The organism is Pseudomonas sp. NPDC088322 (genome assembly GCF_044740745.1).
Lineage (GTDB): Bacteria > Pseudomonadota > Gammaproteobacteria > Pseudomonadales > Pseudomonadaceae > Aquipseudomonas > Aquipseudomonas shirazensis.
This window is the reverse complement of sequence record NZ_JBIURK010000002.1, coordinates 566,113-584,368: the sequence shown is the minus strand read 5'-3', so window position 1 is coordinate 584,368 and position 18,256 is coordinate 566,113. Positions and strand designations below refer to the sequence as shown.

Sequence of the window (18,256 nt, the reverse complement as noted above, 5' to 3'; positions counted from 1 at the left end):
CTGACGCGGTCCCCTGTAGGAGCGGCCTTGTGTCGCGAAAGGGCTGCAAAGCAGCCCCAAATTCCCACGCTCACATCGTCAGGTCGTTATCTCCACACTACGTGGCTGCACCCCAATCCTGAACCAGACTGCATCGAACGGATCCAGCCCGGTGCTCTGGTTCTGATGAAATTGCGGCATAGCGAGCGTTGGGTGGGGGCTGGTCGCCCGCTGAGGCAGTTACGCAGCGGCCTCAGTAGGCAAGGTTCACCACCACCTCAAAACTGCGTGACCACCGTCACGCCTGCCGTCTCGAACCGGTCCATGTTCACCAGTGCATCAATCGACTGCTCAAGGCTGATGGTCTTGCCCACCAGCTTATCCGGGGCCAGCTTGCCGCTGTGAATCATCTCGAGCATGGCATCGTAGCGGTGTGCCTGCATGCCATGGCTGCCGCAGATTTCCAGTTCGTGCGCAATCACCTTGCCCATCGGCACGGCCGGGCTGGCGTGGTCGGCGAGCATCAGGCCCACCTGTACGTGCCTGCCGCGACGGCGCAGGTTATTGATCGAGTTGAAGCAGGTAGTCGGATGGCCCAGCGCGTCCAGCGATACATGCGCACCGCCTTTGGTAATCTCCATCACCGCTTCGGCAACGTCCGCCACCTGAGTAGCGTTAATCGTGGCAACGGCGCCCAGCGTGCGTGCCAGCGCCAGTTTGTCATCGGCAATATCGACTGCCACCACATTCGCGCCCAGGGCGTTAGCGATCATCACCGCGGACAGGCCAACCCCACCGCAGCCGTGCACGGCGACCCATTGGCCCGCGCTGACCTTGCCTTGATCAACTACCGCACGAAATGAGGTGACGAAGCGACAGCCCAGGCTAGCAGCAGTGGCATAGTCCATCGATTCGGGTAGCGCGACCAGGTTCAGATCCGCGTGGTGGATGCCTACGTATTCGGCGAACGAGCCCCAGTGGGTGAAGCCAGGTTGGAACTGGCTGTGGCAGACCTGCTGATTGCCGCTGTTGCATTCCGGGCATGCCCCGCACCCCCCCACGAACGGTACGGTAACGCGGTCACCGACTTTCCACCGGCTGACGTGGCTGCCGACCTCGGCAATGACTCCGGCTAGTTCATGCCCTGGCACGTGTGGCAACTGAATGTCGGGATCATGGCCTTTCCAGCCATGCCAGTCGCTGCGGCATACGCCGGTGCCCTTGACCTCGATGACCACGCCGTGGCGCTCCGGGGTTGGGTCGGCGACGTTCATCAGGCGCGGTGGCTGGTTAAAGGCTTCGTACACTACAGCTTTCATGGCAACGACCTCCGTGTGCATGGCAGCACAATCTGGTTCAGCGCTTGGGGTGCGGTCAATTATCCGCAATCAAGCTGAAATTGCCTTTCAGAGTGCAATTGACTTTGAGGGTTGGCTGAAATTAACTTTGCTTAAAGTCATTTCTTTTGAAGAGTCCTTTCATGACCGAACGCCTGGATAAGGTAGATGTTGCGATATCAGACAGACTGCAACGCGACGGCAGGCTGTCCAACGTCAAGCTTGCCGAGCAGTTGTCCTTGAGCGAAGCCTCCTGTTGGCGAAAGCAAAAGCGCCTGGAGCAGTGTGGGGTCATCGAAGGCTACCAGGCAGTGCTCAATAGAAAGAAGCTGGGCCTTGGGGTGATGGCTTTCGTGCAGATTTCCTGCACGGACCACAGTGAGGAAGCGACTGCAAAATTCGAACGGATCATCGAATCGGCGCCGCAGGTGCTGAGCTGTCACAACACCACGGGGGAGGCCGACTTTTTGTTGCAGGTAGTGGCCAGAGATCTCGACAGCTACAGCCGGTTTGTTGAAAAAGTGCTGAGGACCCTGCCGGGCGTTTCCAGTATCAGGTCCAATATTTCCCTGCGTGAGCTGAAGACTTCCAATCGACTGCCGGTGACCGAGCTGGTGAGTATTTGACAGGCGGATGCCAGTAACCAGGGCACCGTTTGCGCTGGCTACTGGCGAAGCTCATTCAGCCAAGCGGCGCTGTGGTTACCCCGTCAAGCTGGCGCCAGATCTGCAGTGGGTTGTCTTGCTTGAGCGCGTCAGGCAGCAAGGCATCCGGCAGGTTCTGATAGCACATCGGTCGCAGGAAGCGCTCGATGGCGGTCGAGCCGACCGACGTGCTGCGGCTGTCGGAGGTGGCCGGGAAGGGGCCGCCATGGACCATCGCATCGCAGACTTCGACGCCGGTAGGGAAGCCGTTGACCAGCAGCCGGCCGGCTTTCTTCTCCAGCGTCTGAACCAGGCTGCGCGCAACCTCCAGGTCCTGCTCCGTCAACTGCAAGGTTGCCGTCAGCTGACCTTCAAGCGACCTGGCGAAGGCCAGCATCTGGTCCACGCTCTGGCAACTGATGACGATTGCCGCAGGGCCGAACACCTCTTCCAGCAGCTGCGGGTTGGCCGCGACATTGGCGAAGGTCGTGCGGTACAAATGACCCTGCGCTTGCGTCGCGCCAGAAGGCGGCTGGCCAGCGGCGACCAGTGCTGTGTCGGGCTGCGCAGCGATCCGTTGCAGGCCGGTCAGGTATGCCTGGTGAATGCCCGTTGTGAGCATCGTCTGGCTGGCCTTGTCAGCCAGGCAGGCTCCGGCACGGGCAACGAACGTTTCCAGCTCAGGCCCTGCAACGGCCAGCAGGATGCCTGGGTTGGTGCAGAACTGGCCGGCGCCCAGTGCCAGCGCGTCGGCAAAGCCTGCGGCTATTGTCTCGGCTCGCGCTGCCAGTGCGCCTGGCAGCAGGAACACCGGGTTGACGCTGCTCATCTCGGCGTACACCGGGATCGGCTCGGCACGCGCCGCGGCTGCCCGTAGCAAGGCCAGGCCACCGCTGCGCGAGCCGGTGAAGCCAACGGCCTTGACGGCCGGGTGGGCGACCAGTTGTTGGCCAACGTCATTGCCGTCACCCACCACCAGCGAGAAAGTGCCTTCGGGCAGCTCCAGCTGCTGTACAGCCTGTTGGATCACGCGCCCGACCAGCTCACTGGTGCCCAGGTGTGCTCGGTGCGCCTTGACGATCACCGGGCAGCCTGCGGCCAGTGCCGAGGCCGTGTCGCCGCCCGCGACCGAGAACGCCAGCGGGAAGTTGCTGGCGCCGAACACCACCACAGGTCCCAGCGCCACCTTGCACATACGCAGATCCGGGCGCGGCAGTGGCGCTCGGTCGGGCAGGGCAGAGTCGAAGGTCGCCTGCTGCCAGCGGCCTTGGCGCAGCACCGAGGCAAACAGCCGCAGTTGGCCCACGGTACGCCCGCGCTCACCTTCCAGGCGGGCCAGAGGCAGCCCGGTTTCGCTGTGGGCGCGCTCAAGCAGGGTTGCGCCCAGGCCGACGATACCGTCGGCAATCGCTTCGAGAAGCTGCGCGCGCCGTTCCGGGCTGGTCGAACGCAAGCTGTCAAACGCTTGGTCGGCAAGCTCGCAGGCCTGTTTGACCAAGTTGGCGCTGGCGCAGTTGAACACAGGGGCGGGGATGGCCTCTTCAGTCGCGGGGTTGATCGCCAGCAGTTCACGGCCTTGGCCACGAATCAGTTGATGCCCGATTATTTGTTCGCCGGTAAGTGGCATTGCTCTACTCCGTAAACCATTTACTTGTCAGAAGAAATCGGCTGCTTCAACAGCAACAGGTAAGCCATGGCGGCAACCGCTGCGACGACGGCGCTGATGAGGAATGCCGAGGCGAACGAGCCCGATTGCTGAATGCTGAAGCCGGTGACGATCGGTGCCACCGATCCTGCCAGGTAGCCGCCGAAGTTCTGAATGGAGCCGAATGACGCGACCTGGCGGCTGTCGACGATGGTGTTGGCGATCATCCAGGCGGTGGAGCTGGCCATGTTGATGCTGAACAAGGCGCAGCAGAGCAGGGCCAGGCTGAGCACAATGCCGCTGCCAAAGGCCAGGGGCACGGTGAACGCCGCTGCTGCCAGCAACGCGCTGATCACCACCCGTTTGCGACTGCCCAGCACCGTGCCGCCTTTTTTCACCAGGCGGTCGCAGAGCCGGCCGGCGACGATGGTGCCCAAGGCGCCGAACACGTAAGCCAGTGACACCACCCAGGCGGTCTGATACAGGCCCAGACCGTGCTCACGCTCGAAGTAGCCGGGCAGCCAGGTCAGGTGCAGCCAAAGCATGTAGATCACGCCCATGAAGCCCAGCACTGCGCCCCAGGTGCTCTTGTGGCGGAACAGTTCAGCCCAGGCGCTGAGCTGGGATTTCAAACTTGGCTTCGGTGCCACGTTGGCCTGTTGCTGAGTCTGCGACGCCAGCAGGCGCTCGCGTTCTTCGGCAGGCAATTCAGCCAGGTAACGCTCCTTGCTCTTGTAGAAGGCGAACCAGCACAGCGCGATGACGATGCCGAACACGCCGGTAGCGATGAACATCCCGCGCCAGCCCCAGTTGATCATCAGCAGGGTCAGCAGCGGCGGGGCGATGCACGGGCCGATGCAGGTCGAGGACAGCACGATGCCGGTGGGCGTCCCGCGTTTTTCTGCCTCGAACCATTCCGCCAGGGCCTTGGCCGCCGAGGGGAACATCGGCGCTTCGCCGATGCCCAGCGCGATGCGCAGGCCGATGAATGCCGAGAAGCTGTTGATCAGGCCCGAGGCGGTCTGCGCCACCGACCAGCCCAACAGGGCGGCGCCGAGCGAGAGTTTGCTGCCCAGGCGATCGATGATCACCCCCAGCGGCAGTTGCGAGAAGGCATAGGCCAGGGAAAACGCCGACAGCAGGATGCCCATCTGCGAAGGCGTGATGGCCATGTCGCGCTGGATTGAGGTGTTGGCAATCGACAGAGCGCTGCGGTCGACATAGTTGATGATGCCAATCACCAGCAGCAGGCTGACAGTGATGAACTGGTATTTCTTGAACGGGTTTCGGCTGGCCACCGTCTCTGCGGTGCGGTCAAGCTCGGCTTGCGCATATTTACTGGTCATGGCTGTTCACTTTTATTGTTATTGGGGATTAGCTGTCGGCTTGGGTTTACATGGACGCCTCGAGCATCCAGCGGTAGTCCTCGGCACTGGCTTCACGGGGATTGGTGCGGTGGCTATGGTCGGCCAGGGCACCCTGGATGATGCCTGGGAACATCGCTTCGCTGACGCCCAGTTCACGCAGGCCTGTCGGCAAGCCCAGGGCACGGGTCATGTCACGCAGGGCCGTTTCGATCTGGCTGTCGTCAGCCAGGCCCATGGCCTGGGCAATGCGCATCGTCTTCTGTTCAGCGGTCATCGTCGCCGCCTGACGATTGAAGGCAATCACCGCCGGCAAGAAGATCGCGTTGAGCGTGCCGTGGTGCAGGCGCGGATTGATGCCGCCCAGCGCGTGGCTCAGGCTATGCACACAGCCCAGGCCTTTCTGGAATGCCAGGGCGCCCTGCAGTGACGCGCTCATCATGTTGGTCCGCGCTTCGAGGTTGTGCGGGTCGGCGGTGGCAGCGGTGATGAAGCGCCAGGCGCGCCATAGCCCGTCCAGGGCAATGCCGTCGGCCGGCGGGTTGAACGCAGGCGCCATGAACGTCTCGAGGCAGTGCGCAATAGCGTCCATGCCGGTGGCAGCGGTCATTGCGGCGGGCAAACCTACGGTCAGCGCAGGGTCGCAGATGGCTGACTTAGGGACTACATGCGGTGAGATCACGCCGACTTTGCGACCGTCATCGAGGATCAGGATGGCGCCGCGACCGACTTCGCTGCCCGTGCCAGCAGTGGTCGGTACCGCAATCACTGGCGCAGTGGCGGCGGTGATGTGGGCAAGGCCGCCTTCGATCACGGCAAAGCGCTTCAGTGGGCCCTCATGGCGGGCGCAGACGGCCACGCCTTTGGCCAGGTCGATGGCCGAGCCGCCACCAATGGCGATGATGCCGTCGCAGTTACATTCGCGGAACATGGCGACTGCTTCGCGGACTGCGCTCTCGTTTGGGTTGGGTGGCGTAGCGTCGTAGATCGGCAGGGCCATGTCAGCGCCTTCGAAGGCGTCAAGCGCGCGGTCGACCAGCCCGGCGGCGCGTACGCCGCGGTCGGTCACGATCAAAGGTCGGGTTATACCAATGCGCTGGCATTCGACGGGCAGCAGCGTAATCGCGCCGACCTCGAACTGGATTTGAGTGATGTAGTTGATCAGGGACATGCGCTCTCCTGGAGCCTTTTGGCTTCTTTGTTTTTGGCCAATCTCAGGGCCTTGCTGGCGCACCGGGTGCGTCATCGTGCGGGGCCAGTATAGAAATCCCCTGACGGCTGTGGTACTGAGAACAATCCATACAGCTATAACCAGGACTCATAGCCAATGACGCCATCGCTGAACTCGATCATGTCCCGGCTGCACGCCAGGCATTTGCGCCTGTTGATCGAGCTGGATGCGCACCGCTCGCTGCTCGGCGCGGCCGACAGCGTCGGGCTCACTCAACCCGGTGCGAGCAAAGCGTTGCAGGAGATCGAGACGACCTTTGGTACGCTGCTGTTCAGACGCACCAACCGTGGCCTGGAGCCGACCGCTGCCGGCCACTGTGCGATCAGATCCGCTCGGGTGATCCAGGCCGACCTGTCCAACCTGCGGCATGACCTCGATGCGATTTTGCGTGGAGTCGGCGGCAGGCTTGCGGTGGGTGCGATCATGGGCGCCGTGCCGCTGCTGATGAAGGCGGTATCAGAACTCACGGCGATCCAGCCGGAAATGTCCTTCGAGATCGTCGAGGGCACCAGCCAGTTTCTGCTCAGCCAGATTGAGAGTGGCCGCCTGGACATGGCTGTGTGCCGAACCTCTGTCAGCAGCTCACCGCATTTGTTCGCCAGTGAGTTCGTCCAGCACGAGACACTTGCAGTGATCGCCAGCGTCGATCATCCGCTCAAGGACGCCGCGACCTTGAGGCTGGAGCAGCTGGCCGAGAACCGCTGGATTGTCTACCGGGCGAACATGCCCATGCGCGTGCAACTGGAGCGTGAATTCCACGATGCCGGCCTGCGCTTCCCGCTGCACCTGGTGGAAACCACGTCGATTCTGGCGACCTTGTCGCTGTTGCAGAACCAGCCTGAATTCGTCGCGCTGGTGTCTATCGATGTGGCCCAGCAGTGTCTGCAGCATCACCGCATCTGCATTCTGCCGCTGGCAATCCAATCGGTGAGTGACCCGTATGAGTTGGTTACACGCCAGGCCAGTCAGGAAACGCCGGCCATGCAGCAGCTTCGCGGCTTGCTGCTCAGCGCTGCTGCTGGCGGCTCGACGCGTTAACCAGCGAGCCAGTGCTCATACGCCGCCGTCATCCGCTGCCGGGTCGGCGCATCTGCCGGAATCAGATGCTCGATCCGCATCGACTCCACGGTGATGTCCAGCGGCATGCCAAAGGTGGTGAAGGTTGACAGAAACCTCAGCTCACCCTCCGCGGTATTCACCCGCGTCAGCAACACCGGCATGGCTGCGGGCGCGTGCAGTTGAGCAGCGGGAGCCGGCAGCTCGCGTAGTAACTGCGCGAGCTCGGGACTAGCCACGGCCTCCCGCGACGCACGCTGCCAGGCGACCGCGCGAATCTCGTCGGCATTGGCCAGCCGATCACCCAACCCGCCGGGGCGCAGCAGTGTGTCGAGCAAATTCAGCCGTGCAGTCGCCTCGGGCGCGATGCCGGCCATGGCAAACAGCAAGCCGGCACTGGCATTGGCCGCGGTGACATCCCAGTTGCTGGCGATGACGATGGCCGGCGCCGGGTTGTTCGCGTGCAGAATATGTTCGATAGCTTCGTGGACCATCTTCATCTCCGGCGCATCCAGCGGCGATGTGGCGTAGCGCGGGGCGTAGCCGGCGGCGACGAACACCTGGTTGCACTGCTCCAGCGGTGCGGCCAGGGCCGAGAGCAGGGCATGCAGAGTGCTCGGGCTGGCTTTGGCACGGCCAGTTTCGACGCAGCTTAAGTGACGCTGCGAAACCCCGGCCAGCAGCGCCAGTTCGAGCTGGCTGAGGCGCGCCTTCTGACGCAACTGGCGGACCTGCTGACCGGCCGAGGCGCTCGGGGCCGGTTGCTGGCGATGGAAAATTGGCTGGTTCATACGTCGACTCTGACCGTCCTTGGTGCCCTGTGTCCATGACCTGTCAGGTCATTGAGAGGGCGCAACACTATCACTACTCTGCCGGCGAACCCTACCCAAGGAGTGGCTGATGACCCTGCGTTTGCTTGCCCTGACCTTGCTGGTGCCGTTTGCGGCGTATACCGGCTGGACTCTGCTGAATGCCGAGCAGTCGCTCGTCGCGTTTGGCCTGGAACTGATGGCGCGCCCTGATACAGCTCAGGTCGTCATCGACCTGTATCTGATGGCAGGGCTGGGCTGCTGCTGGATGGTCAGCGATAACTGTCGCCGTCGTGGAACATGGATTTCTCTGCTGCCTTACTTGCTGCTGACCGCGGTGTTCGTCTCGCTGGGGCCGCTGCTGTATTTGGCCATCCGAGGCGTTAGCAGTGAGCGTCCAGCATGAATGACGCCCTGCAGGTGTATGCGCTGTGTGTTGTGCTGCTGTTTCTCAAGCTGCTTGCGATCTCTTGCTATCAGGGCCACCTGCGCTTAAGCGTGTTGGCGTTCCACAACACTGACCTATCTGGCCGGTGTGCAGCCGTGGCGAACGATCTGCTATGCGGTTGCGCTGGTATGCCTGCTGGGCTTTTGCGCGGTCATTGCCACCCAACTGGCGATGGGATGACGCCGCGCCGCTACGGCGGCTATCAACGGTTGACCAGCCTGGCCGGCAGAGCGATCACCAGCAGGCAACTGAGCAGCAGGCAGACGGCAAATGCCCACAGCGCGGCATGGGCGTTGCCGGTCAGGTCGGTCATCACTCCCATCAGCGAGTTGCTGACCAGCCCGGCAATGTTCGCCAGCGAGCAGGCGAGGGCGAAGGCAGTGGCCGCCGCAGTGCCCTTGAGAAACGTCGCCGGCAGGCTGAAGAACACCGGCACTGCACCGATGATCGCTGCTGAAGCGATGGCAAACAGCAGTACCGTCATCAGCAGGTTATGGCTGAACAAGGTGCTGCTGGCCATGGCAATCGCGCCGACAATGAAGGGCACGATGATGTGCCAGCGGCGTTCGCGATAGCGGTCGGAACTGGCGCCGATCAGCAGCATGCCGATCAGCGCTGCCAGGCTCGGAATGGCCGTGAGCAGGCCAATGTGGAAGGTATCGCTGACCCCCGCGTCGCGGATGAAGGTCGGCATCCAGAACCCCATGGCATAGGCGCTGAGCAAAATCGAGAAGTCGATGCCGCCGAGCATCCACACCTTGAGGTTGAAGAAGCCATCGCGAAAGCGCTGCTTGCTGCCTGTGTCTTCGGCATCGTCTGCCGCGAGGTCGGCAGCCAGTTGTGCCTTGTCGTCATCAGACAACCAGCGTGCCTGCTGGAAGCTGTTGGGCAGAATCCACAAGGTCGCAACGCCCAGCAGCACACTGGGGATCGCCTCCAGCAAGAACAGCCACTGCCAGCCGCGCAGGCCGTGCAACTGGTCGAAGCTGCTCATGATCCAGCCAGACAACGGCCCGCCGATCACGCTCGACAGCGGTAGGCCAATCATGAACAGGGCAATGATCCGCCCGCGCCGGTAGCTTGGGTACCACTGGGTCAGGTAGAACAGCACGCCCGGCAGAAAGCCCGCTTCGGCCACGCCGAGCAGAAACCTCACCAGGTAGAACTGAGTGGCGGTGGTTACCAGCAGCGTGCAGGCCGACAACAGGCCCCAGGTGATCATGATGCGGGCGATCCACAGCTTGGCGCCGACCCGTTGCAGGATCAGGTTGCTGGGTACCTCGAAGAGGATATAGCCGACGAAGAACAAGCCCGCGCCCAGGCCATACGCGGCGCTGCTGAACTGCAGGTCAGTCAGCATCTGCAACTTGGCGAAGCCGACGTTGATGCGGTCCAGGTAGGCCGCCAGGTAGCACAGGCACAGAAACGGGATAAGCCGCCAGGTAACCCTGCGATAGAGCGCGTGCGGGCCCTGCGCGACTGCGCCATGGGCGGTTGTGGGGTGGTGCATTCGGGTCTCCTGACGCGCGGGCGAGCAGCGCATGCTGCAGCGCTTTGTCGGGCGCCGCAGCTAAAGAACAGAGGCAATGCCGGCGGGAAACACCCGGCATGCCGATCCGTCGATATAATGCCCGGCTTCTGCAGGTATTCGGAACAACCTATGCGTCAGGTTTTGCTTGTTGTCGATGTTCAGGCCACGTTCAGCCCGCCGGAATGGCTGGTTGATGGTGTGCGGGCGTTTTCTGCGCGCATCCCCACCATTGCCTCGGTCGAGTTGCATGACGAGCAGGTGACGCCCTTCGAGCGCCAGCTTGGCTGGCACCCTGCGGCGCAGGATGAGTGCCTGGTGGAGGTCGATCAGGTGTTTATCAAGCACGGCTACGGGCCCACTGCAGCGATGCTCGACTATCTCAAGCAGATGGACGTCGAGCGTGTGCTGGTGTGTGGTCTGCAAGCTGAAACCTGCGTGCTCGCCGCAGGCTTTGCCCTGTTCGATGCCGGTCTGTCGCCGACGCTGGTCACCGACCTCACCATCGGCTCGTCGCTGGACCGTTCCGGCAAACTCGGCATCGAGCTGTGGCAGCACCACTTTCGCCAAGTCACCACGCGGGCCGAGGTACTTGCCGGGTTGCATGGCTGATCCGCTGCGACCTGACCGGGCTCAATCGAATGGGCCAGCGCTGGTAAAGGCGCCGCCTTGCAGCAGGGCACTGCGCTCGTCCGCCGCGGCTTGGGGCAGTTGCTCCAGCTTGCCCCTAAACTGCTCGGAGCTGTCCTGCGGCGCAAACCCCAGGTGCGCGGCGTAGCGGTTGTTCCACCACAGGTCACGGTTGGCAGACACGCCATACACCACGGTGTGGCCGACGTCCTCTGCGAGCAGCGCGCGTTCGACCAGGTGGGCCAGGTCGGCGTAGCTCAGCCAGGTCGAGAGCATGCGCAGGTTACGCGGTTCCGGGAATGACGAGCCTATGCGCAAACTCACGGTCTGAATGCCGTAGCGATGGAAATAAAACGTCGCCAGGTCTTCGCCGTAGGCTTTCGACAGCCCGTAGTAGCAGTCCGGTCGGCGCGGCGAATGAGCATCGAGCTGGACATCCTGCGGGTAAAACCCGGTGACGTGATTGGAGCTGGCGAACACCACCCGTTTGATACCGTGCAGGCGCGCCGCTTCATAGATATGAAAGGTGCCGCGAATGTTCGCGTCGAGAATATCTTCGAACCTGCGCTCTGTGGATATACCGCCCAGGTGGACGATGGCATCCACCTGATCGGCCAGCGCATGCACGCCGGCTTTGTCGGCCAGATTGCAGCTGACCACTTCTTCATGGTCGCCGGCAGCGGGCGCCATCTCACTGATATCGGATACTCGCACGACATTGGCGTGCGCCTGCAAGGCATCGCGCAGGATCTGCCCGAGGCCGCCGGCAGCGCCGGTCAGCAGCAGGCGGTTGAAGGGTTTGGTCGAGGTGGAGGAGGGTGCAGTCATGGCGGGTGCCTGTAGTTGGAGGTGCAGGTTCGGCGGTGCTCGGTAGCAGCGGGCAGGCCTTGTGGCCGCCCGCCAGCGAGGCCTTACATGAAGTTGTACTGGATGCCCAGGCGCCAGCGCGCCTGGCGGTCATCGGTGTAGGAATTGACCTTGATGTCGCCGATCTCCATGAATGGCGCCCACTGTTTGTTGAGCTTGTACTTGATGATCAGGTTCTGCTCGTAGTCGCTCTTCTTGTTGTCGTAGCGGATGTAATCGGTACTGAAGTGGATGTACTGATACTCGAACGCCCACGGCCCTTTGGGGGTGTAGCCGAGCCAGCCTTCCAGGCGCGTGGTGTTCTGGTTGTCCTTGGCGCGGTGCTCTTTGCTGTGATCGATCTGATCACGGTCGAGGCTGCGCGCGTCGTGGCGTACGCGGCTGGCGACGTACCAGGTGTCGCTGATCTTGTAGCTGTACTTGAGGCCGAACTTGTAGGTGGTGGCGTCTTTCGAGCTGTCCATCTGGAAGGCCGGGGTCAGCGTCGATTTGGCACTGAGCTTGTGGTTGTAGTCGACGGTGAATTCATGGCCGTTGTTGACCATGTTGTCGTAGGCGACGTCTTCGCGGTCGCCGGCAGTCTTGTATTTGATCTCGGCGCCAAAACCCAGGCCACTGTCCATCCGGTAGTTCAGCTTGATCCGGTCGGAGTGAATGCTGTCGTCTTCGGTAAAGCCGTGCCGGTAGTTGATGCTGGCCGAATCTGCGTGGGCGTAGAGCGACAGGCCAAGCGTGCTGACAGCGATAAGCGTGCGGAGTGTGGTGTTCATGCGATCTTCTTTTTTTGTTTTTGTTGAGGTCGTTATGAGGTCGGGCAGTGAGGATGAGTGCGGGGTGGGGGATGCCCTCCGTGGCAAATGTTTCAAATAAGTTATCGTACAACTTTAGGGTTGTCTATTTTTTATTGAAATGTTGTCTGATGACATGGATTAGGCCATCTATATCAAGGTTTGTAGAGGTTCGTGGCGGGGTGCCAGGTCGCTGATGGCGTATAGAGAAGGGAGGTTTTGCGCGGTTTATAAAGTTTCAAAGGGGTGCTTTTCAATTGTTGTATGATGACGTAGGATCATCCCCAGAGCGTGACCTTTCCGCCACAATTCCAATAAGAAGGCTCAGACGTCCATGATCATCACTGCAGTAAACGTCCAGGTATTTTCCTACCCCACCCGACGCGCCGTAGACAGCGCCGGCCATGCCCATCCGGGCGATGTCACCCAGGCCAAAATGGCCTTGCTGCGGATCAAGACCGAATGCGGCAACGAGGGTTTTGCACTGGGTGCGCCCGAGCTGATTCGCCCGTACGTGCTGGATGGCTTCGTGCGCAAAGTGCTGGTCGGCGCCAACGCCTTCGACCGCGAAAAGATCTGGCACGACCTGGCACACTGGCAGCGCGGCAGTGCCAGCCAGTTGACCGACCGCGCGCTGGCGCTGGTTGAACAGGCGCTGTGGGACTGGGCCGGGCGCAAGCTGAACCTGCCGGTGCACAAGCTGATCGGTGGCTTTCGCGACAAGGTTCCGGCGTACGGTTCAACCATGTGTGGCGATGAGCTCGAAGGTGGGCTGTCGACCCCGGAAGAGTACGGCCGCTTCGCCGAAACCCTGGTCAAGCGTGGCTACAAGGCAATCAAGCTGCACACCTGGATGCCGCCGGTGTCGTTCGCGCCGAGCGTGAGCATGGATATCAAGGCCTGCGCCGCGGTGCGTGAGGCGGTTGGCCCGGACATCGCGTTGATGATCGATGGCTACCACTGGTACAGCCGGACCGAAGCGCTGACCGTTGGCCGCGCGCTGGAGAAGCTCGACTTCGCCTGGTTCGAAGAGCCAATGATGGAAGACTCGGCCGAGTCCTATGCCTGGCTGGCGGGGCAGCTGGACATCCCTATCCTTGGCCCGGAAAGCCTGGGCGGCAAGCACCTGAGCCGCGCCAGCTGGGTCAAGAACGATGTCTGTGACATTCTCCGCGCCGGGGTTGCCGGTGTCGGCGGGATCGCCCCGTGCCTGAAGGTTGCGCACATGGCCGAAGCGTTTGGCATGGACTGCGAGATCCACGGCAACGGCGCGGCCAACCTGGCGGTGGTCGGCGCCATCAAGAACTGCAGCTGGTACGAGCGCGGCCTGCTGCACCCGTTCCTCGAGTACGACGACGTCCCGGCCTACCTCAAGCGCCTGGTCGACCCGATGGACCAGGACGGCTTCGTGCACCTGTCTGACCTGCCGGGCCTGGGCGAGGAGATCGACTTCGACTACGTCGAGACCAATACGCTGCACAGCTTCTGATTCGTGCATGGCGGCGCGCGCCATCGCGTGCCGCCCGAGAGTCCAATAACTATAAAAAGGCTATCTCACATGAACGTACTTCCCACATTCTGGGCAGGGGTGTTTGCCGCGTCGCTGGCACTCACCTCAGTCCCTGCAGCATTCGCCAAGACCCCGGCCGATCAGTTGATCGTCGGCATGAGCATGATCAACCTGCTCTCGCTCGACCCCGCTGCGGCGACCGGGCTGGATGTTTCCGAGGTCAATGCCAACCTGTACGACATGCTGCTGGTGCAGGATGTCAAACAACCCGACCAGCTGCTGCCGGCCCTGGCCGAAAGCTGGCAGGTCAGCGCAGACCGCAAGACCCTTACCTTCAACCTGCGCAAGGACGTCAAATTCCAGTCCGGCAACGCCCTCAGCGCCGAAGACGTAGCCTGGTCGCTGCAGCGCGTGCTCAAGCTCAACCTGGCCCTGGCGTCGACCTGGAAAGCCTATGGTTTCAATGCCGGCAACGCCGAGCAGTACCTGCGCGCCAGCGACGAGCATACCTTCGTCCTCGAACTGCCACGCCCGACCGACCCGATGCTGGTGCTCAACACCCTGGCCACTTCGCCCAGCGCCTTCATCCTCGACCGCAAAGTGGTCCAGCAGCACCAGAAAGGCAATGACATGGGCGGCGCCTGGCTGACCACTCATGCGGCCGGCAGCGGCCCGTTCATTCTCAATGACTGGCGCGCCAACGATGTGATCCTGATGACCCGCTTCGACGGTTACTGGGGTGGTCCGGCCAAGCTCAAGCGCATCGTCATGCGCAACATGACCGAATCGCAGTCGCTGCGCCTGATGGTCGAGCGCGGTGATCTGGACCTGGCCAAGGGCATGTCAGCACCGGATATCGAAGCACTGGAAAAGTCCGACAAGGTTCGCACCCAGACCGTCCAGCGCGGCACCCTTTACTACGTGGCACTGAGCGTCAAGAACAAACCCTATGACGATGCCCGTGTACGCAAGGCAGTGCGCTCGTTGATCGACTATCAGGGCATCAACCAGACGGTCATGCCGCACTACGGCCAGCTCAACCAGCGCCCGCTGCCGCTCGGCTTGCCGGCGCGGCTGGATGATCCGGGCTACACCTTGAACGTCGCCGAGGCGAAACAGCTGTTGGCTGACGCCGGTTACCCGAACGGCTTCAAGACCACCATTCGTGTCCTCACCGAGCCGCCGTTCATCAACATTGCCTCCAGCCTGCAAGCGACCCTGGCCCAGGCCGGCATCCAGGCAACCATCGTCACCGGCACCGGTAACCAGATCTACGGCGCCATGCGCGAACGCAGCTTCGACATCCTGGTCGGGCGTGGCGGCGGCGGGGCCGAGCGCCATCCGCATTCAAGCCTGCGCACCCTGGTGTACAACCCGGACAACCGCGACGAAGCCAAACTGAGCAATTTCCAGGGCTGGCGTACGTCGTTCTACAGCCCTGAGTTGAACAGCCTGATCGAGCAAGCCGAAGTCGAACCCGACAAAGCCCGGCAACAGGCCCAGTACCAGCAGATCCAGGCCACCCTCGACGAGCAGGTGGGGGCGATCCTGCCCGTGTCGCAAATGACCGACACCGTGGTGCTTTACCACGATGTTCAGGATTACCAGGGCCATACCGCGGCCACCACCCGTTACAAGGACGTCTACAAGTCGCGTTGAGTCGAGCCGGGGCGCACTGCCCAGGCCGGCCGGTGATTGGTAAACGCTTTTTCAGGAGCCTGTTATGTTTGTTTCGACTGCCTCTGTGCTGGGCGCGCGCGCGTCCGGTACTGCCCGCCGGGCGAGTACGGTGCTGGTGACCCTGCTCGGTTTGCTGGCGCTGACCTTCTTCATTGGTCGGGTAATGCCGCTGGACCCGGTGCTGGCCGTGGTCGGTCCAGACGCCGACAGCTCCACCTATGACCAGGTCTATCGGGCGATGGGTCTGGATCAGCCGATCTGGACCCAGTTCGGCATGTACCTCAACGACCTCCTGCACGGTGATTTCGGCAACGCCCTGCTGACCGGTCACCCGGTGCTGGAAGACATCAAACGGGTGTTCCCGGCGACCATCGAACTGGCCACCCTGGCGATCCTGTTCGGCATCCTCATCGGCCTGCCACTGGGCGTTGTCGCTGCCAGCAATCAGGGGCGTATGGGCGATCACCTGGCGCGGGTAATCACTCTGTTCGGTTACTCCACGCCGATCTTCTGGGTCGGCATGATGGGCCTGCTGGTGTTCTACGCCTGGCTCGGCTGGGCTGGCGGAGCAGGGCGGATCGATCTTGCCTACGACGGCATGGTGCCGGACGTCACCGGCCTGCTGCTGATCGACACCGCCCTGGCCCGCGACTGGGAAGCCTTCACCAGCGCGCTGCGGCATATCGTCCTGCCGGCGCTGATCCTGGGCCTCAACTCGGTGGCCTACATCAGCCGCATGACTCGCAGCTTCATGCTCGAGCAGCTGTCTCAGGAGTACATCATCACCGCCCGGGTCAAGGGCCTGTCGCGCCGTCAGGTGGTCTGGGGCCATGCCTTTCGCAACATTCTCGTGCAGTTGCTGACCGTGGTCGCACTGGCCTACGGCTCATTGCTCGAAGGCGCGGTGCTGATCGAGACGGTGTTTGCCTGGCCGGGCTTCGGCCAGTACCTGACCAGCAGCCTGATGCTTGGCGACATGAACGCGGTGATGGGCTGTGTGCTGGTGATTGGCTTGATCTTCGTTGCCCTCAACCTGATCAGCGACGCGCTGTACAAGGTGTTCGATCCAAGGACCCGCTAAGCCTGCGCGGCAAGCGCGAACCCATAACTATAAAAAAGGATGCCCCATGAATATTGTATTTCCGACCCTGCGCAACAGCCTGTTCGGCGCGATCCTGGCGCTGAGCCCGATGCTGGCAGCCCAGGCGAAAACCCCCGCCGACCAGTTGATCGTCGGCATGAGCATGGTCAACCTGTTCTCCATCGACCCGGCCAACGCGCCTGGCCTGGACGCTTCCGGGATCAACGCCAACCTCTACGACACCTTGGTCAAGCGCGACAACGGCAACCCCGAGCGGCACGTGCCGCAACTGGCTGAAAGCTGGACGGTGAGTGAAGACGGCAAGCAGATCACCTTCAAGCTGCGCAGCGACGTCAAGTTCCACTCCGGTAACCCGCTGACCGCTGAAGACGTGGCCTGGTCGCTGTATCGGGTGATGAAGCTCAACTTCGGCCTGGCCACCACCTGGAAGGCCTACGGCTACAACCTCGACAACATTCAGGCGTCTATCCGCGCCACCGACGCGCACACGCTGGTGATCGATCTGCCGCAGCCGACCGATCCTTTGCTGGTGATCGACTCGCTGGCGATTTCGCCCAGCGCGGTCGTCGTAGACCGCAAGCAGGCCCTGCAACACGAGAAAAACGGCGACCTCGGTGCTGCCTGGCTGGTCACCAACGAAGCCGGCAGCGGCCCGTTCACATTGAGCAAATGGAGCGCCAATGACAGCCTGGTGATGACCCGCTTCGACGGCTACTGGGCCGGGCCGGCGAAGATGAAGCGCGTGCTGGTGCGGCACATGACCGAATCGCAGTCGCTGCGCCTGATGCTCGAGCGCGGCGACCTCGACCTGGCCTACGGCATGGCTGCGCCGGATATCAAGGCAATCGAGCGCTCGGACGCGTTGCAGGTCCAGGCGCTGCAGCGCGGCACCATGTACTACGTGGCGATGAGCATGAAACAGCCCGAGTTCGCCAAACAGCAAGTGCGCGAAGCGGTGCGCAACCTGATCGACTATCAGGGCATCGACCAGCAGGTCATGCCGCACTACGGCACCCTCAACCAGCAACCGATGCAGCTGGGCCTGGCTGCCCGCCTGCCTGATCCTGGCTACACCATGGACGTCGCCAAGGCCAAGGCGCTGCTCGCCGAAGCGGGCTACCCGAACGGGTTCAATACGACCATTCGGACCTTGTCCGAGCCGCCGTTCATCGACATTGCCGCACGTATGCAGGCGACCCTGGCCGAGGGCGGGATCAAGGCCACCATCGTCACCGGCACCGGCAACCAGGTGTACGGCGCCATGCGCGCGCGCAACTTCGAGATGATCGTCGCACGCGGTGCCGAGCGTTACCCGCACCCGTACTTCAGCCTGCGCACCTTCGTCTACAACCCCGACAACAGTGACGCCGCCGGCCTGCCTAACTTCCAGGGCTGGCGCGCATCGTTCTTCAACCAGCAGCTCAACGAGCTGATCGATCGAGCCGGGGTCGAGCGCGACGCCGACCAGCGCCTCAAGCTCTACCACCAGGCGCAGACCCTGTACGACAAGCAGGTCGGGCCGATCATGATGATCTCGCAGATGACCGACACCGCGGTCAGTGCGGCCGACGTCAAGGGCTTCACCGGCGACGACGCCGAGGCGACCCGTTACCTGGGCGTCTACAAGCAACGCTGAAC

At 62.4% G+C, this 18,256-nt stretch carries 16 protein-coding genes and 1 pseudogene; 9 read left to right on the top strand and 8 right to left on the bottom strand.

Annotated features, from left to right (window positions below; genetic code table 11):
* Nucleotides 1-257 precede the first annotated feature (257 nt).
* Nucleotides 258-1,298, bottom strand: a complete 1,041-nt coding sequence (locus ACIOAU_RS06935; protein ID WP_188035748.1) for a zinc-dependent alcohol dehydrogenase family protein — start codon at nucleotides 1,296-1,298, stop codon at nucleotides 258-260.
* A 161-nt stretch (nucleotides 1,299-1,459) separates the two neighbouring features.
* Between ACIOAU_RS06935 and ACIOAU_RS06930 the strand changes: the two genes are divergently transcribed.
* Nucleotides 1,460-1,942, top strand: coding sequence for an Lrp/AsnC family transcriptional regulator (locus ACIOAU_RS06930; RefSeq protein ID WP_101318597.1), 483 nt, complete (start codon nucleotides 1,460-1,462; stop codon nucleotides 1,940-1,942).
* A gap of 55 nt (nucleotides 1,943-1,997) precedes the next feature.
* On the opposite strand, the gene ACIOAU_RS06925 is transcribed toward ACIOAU_RS06930, so the two are convergent.
* The 3 genes from ACIOAU_RS06925 to ACIOAU_RS06915 are packed head-to-tail and all read right to left on the bottom strand — an operon-like array spanning nucleotide 1,998 to nucleotide 6,140.
* Nucleotides 1,998-3,587: an aldehyde dehydrogenase (NADP(+)) gene (locus tag ACIOAU_RS06925; protein WP_401180886.1), complete on the bottom strand. Its 1,590-nt coding sequence runs from the start codon at nucleotides 3,585-3,587 to the stop codon at nucleotides 1,998-2,000.
* A gap of 20 nt (nucleotides 3,588-3,607) precedes the next feature.
* On the bottom strand, nucleotides 3,608-4,951 hold the full coding sequence (locus tag ACIOAU_RS06920) for an MFS transporter (RefSeq protein ID WP_401180883.1): 1,344 nt from the start codon (nucleotides 4,949-4,951) through the stop codon (nucleotides 3,608-3,610).
* A 46-nt stretch (nucleotides 4,952-4,997) separates the two neighbouring features.
* Nucleotides 4,998-6,140, bottom strand: coding sequence for an iron-containing alcohol dehydrogenase (locus tag ACIOAU_RS06915; protein WP_401180880.1), 1,143 nt, complete (start codon nucleotides 6,138-6,140; stop codon nucleotides 4,998-5,000).
* Nucleotides 6,141-6,296: 156 nt separating this feature from the next.
* On the opposite strand from ACIOAU_RS06915, the gene ACIOAU_RS06910 reads away from it, so the two are divergent.
* Complete coding sequence (locus tag ACIOAU_RS06910) at nucleotides 6,297-7,238, top strand: LysR family transcriptional regulator (protein ID WP_401180877.1); 942 nt, start codon at nucleotides 6,297-6,299, stop codon at nucleotides 7,236-7,238.
* Here ACIOAU_RS06910 and ACIOAU_RS06905 read toward each other — a convergent pair.
* The gene (locus ACIOAU_RS06905) at nucleotides 7,235-8,047 is read right to left on the bottom strand and encodes a helix-turn-helix domain-containing protein (RefSeq protein WP_401180874.1); all 813 of its coding nucleotides are present in this window, start codon (nucleotides 8,045-8,047) and stop codon (nucleotides 7,235-7,237) included. The genes ACIOAU_RS06910 and ACIOAU_RS06905 overlap by 4 nt on opposite strands.
* A gap of 109 nt (nucleotides 8,048-8,156) precedes the next feature.
* On the opposite strand from ACIOAU_RS06905, the gene ACIOAU_RS06900 reads away from it, so the two are divergent.
* Together ACIOAU_RS06900 and ACIOAU_RS06895 are read left to right on the top strand one after the other, a co-directional pair.
* Nucleotides 8,157-8,471 (top strand): DUF2834 domain-containing protein, encoded by a 315-nt coding sequence (locus ACIOAU_RS06900; RefSeq protein ID WP_101318610.1) that lies wholly within the window; start codon nucleotides 8,157-8,159, stop codon nucleotides 8,469-8,471.
* Nucleotides 8,468-8,693, top strand: a pseudogene (locus ACIOAU_RS06895) (hypothetical protein). The gene ACIOAU_RS06900 and the pseudogene ACIOAU_RS06895 overlap by 4 nt, the downstream one beginning before the upstream one ends.
* Before the next feature lie 22 nt (nucleotides 8,694-8,715).
* Here the strand turns inward: ACIOAU_RS06895 and ACIOAU_RS06890 are convergent.
* The gene (locus tag ACIOAU_RS06890; RefSeq protein ID WP_401180870.1) at nucleotides 8,716-10,023 is read right to left on the bottom strand and encodes an MFS transporter; all 1,308 of its coding nucleotides are present in this window, start codon (nucleotides 10,021-10,023) and stop codon (nucleotides 8,716-8,718) included.
* 150 nt (nucleotides 10,024-10,173) lie between these two features.
* Between ACIOAU_RS06890 and ACIOAU_RS06885 the strand changes: the two genes are divergently transcribed.
* Nucleotides 10,174-10,653 carry an isochorismatase family protein gene (locus ACIOAU_RS06885; protein WP_401180868.1) on the top strand — a complete coding sequence of 160 codons (480 nt, stop codon included), beginning with the start codon at nucleotides 10,174-10,176 and terminating at the stop codon, nucleotides 10,651-10,653.
* 21 nt (nucleotides 10,654-10,674) lie between these two features.
* On the opposite strand, the gene ACIOAU_RS06880 is transcribed toward ACIOAU_RS06885, so the two are convergent.
* Together ACIOAU_RS06880 and ACIOAU_RS06875 are read right to left on the bottom strand one after the other, a co-directional pair.
* Complete coding sequence (locus tag ACIOAU_RS06880; protein WP_150572971.1) at nucleotides 10,675-11,499, bottom strand: NAD(P)-dependent oxidoreductase; 825 nt, start codon at nucleotides 11,497-11,499, stop codon at nucleotides 10,675-10,677.
* 83 nt (nucleotides 11,500-11,582) lie between these two features.
* Complete coding sequence (locus tag ACIOAU_RS06875; RefSeq protein ID WP_101318618.1) at nucleotides 11,583-12,308, bottom strand: oligogalacturonate-specific porin KdgM family protein; 726 nt, start codon at nucleotides 12,306-12,308, stop codon at nucleotides 11,583-11,585.
* A gap of 352 nt (nucleotides 12,309-12,660) precedes the next feature.
* Here ACIOAU_RS06875 and ACIOAU_RS06870 point away from each other — a divergent pair, with 352 nt between their 5' ends.
* The 4 genes from ACIOAU_RS06870 (at nucleotide 12,661) to ACIOAU_RS06855 (ending at nucleotide 18,254) form a co-directional block, all read left to right on the top strand.
* Nucleotides 12,661-13,815, top strand: coding sequence for a mandelate racemase family protein (locus ACIOAU_RS06870; protein WP_101318620.1), 1,155 nt, complete (start codon nucleotides 12,661-12,663; stop codon nucleotides 13,813-13,815).
* Nucleotides 13,816-13,884: 69 nt separating this feature from the next.
* Entirely contained in the window at nucleotides 13,885-15,495 is a 1,611-nt protein-coding gene (locus ACIOAU_RS06865) for an ABC transporter substrate-binding protein (protein WP_150569528.1), read from the top strand.
* Nucleotides 15,496-15,559: 64 nt separating this feature from the next.
* Nucleotides 15,560-16,597, top strand: coding sequence for an ABC transporter permease (locus ACIOAU_RS06860; protein WP_101318624.1), 1,038 nt, complete (start codon nucleotides 15,560-15,562; stop codon nucleotides 16,595-16,597).
* 46 nt (nucleotides 16,598-16,643) lie between these two features.
* Nucleotides 16,644-18,254, top strand: coding sequence for an ABC transporter substrate-binding protein (locus ACIOAU_RS06855; RefSeq protein WP_150569527.1), 1,611 nt, complete (start codon nucleotides 16,644-16,646; stop codon nucleotides 18,252-18,254).
* Nucleotides 18,255-18,256 lie beyond the last annotated feature (2 nt).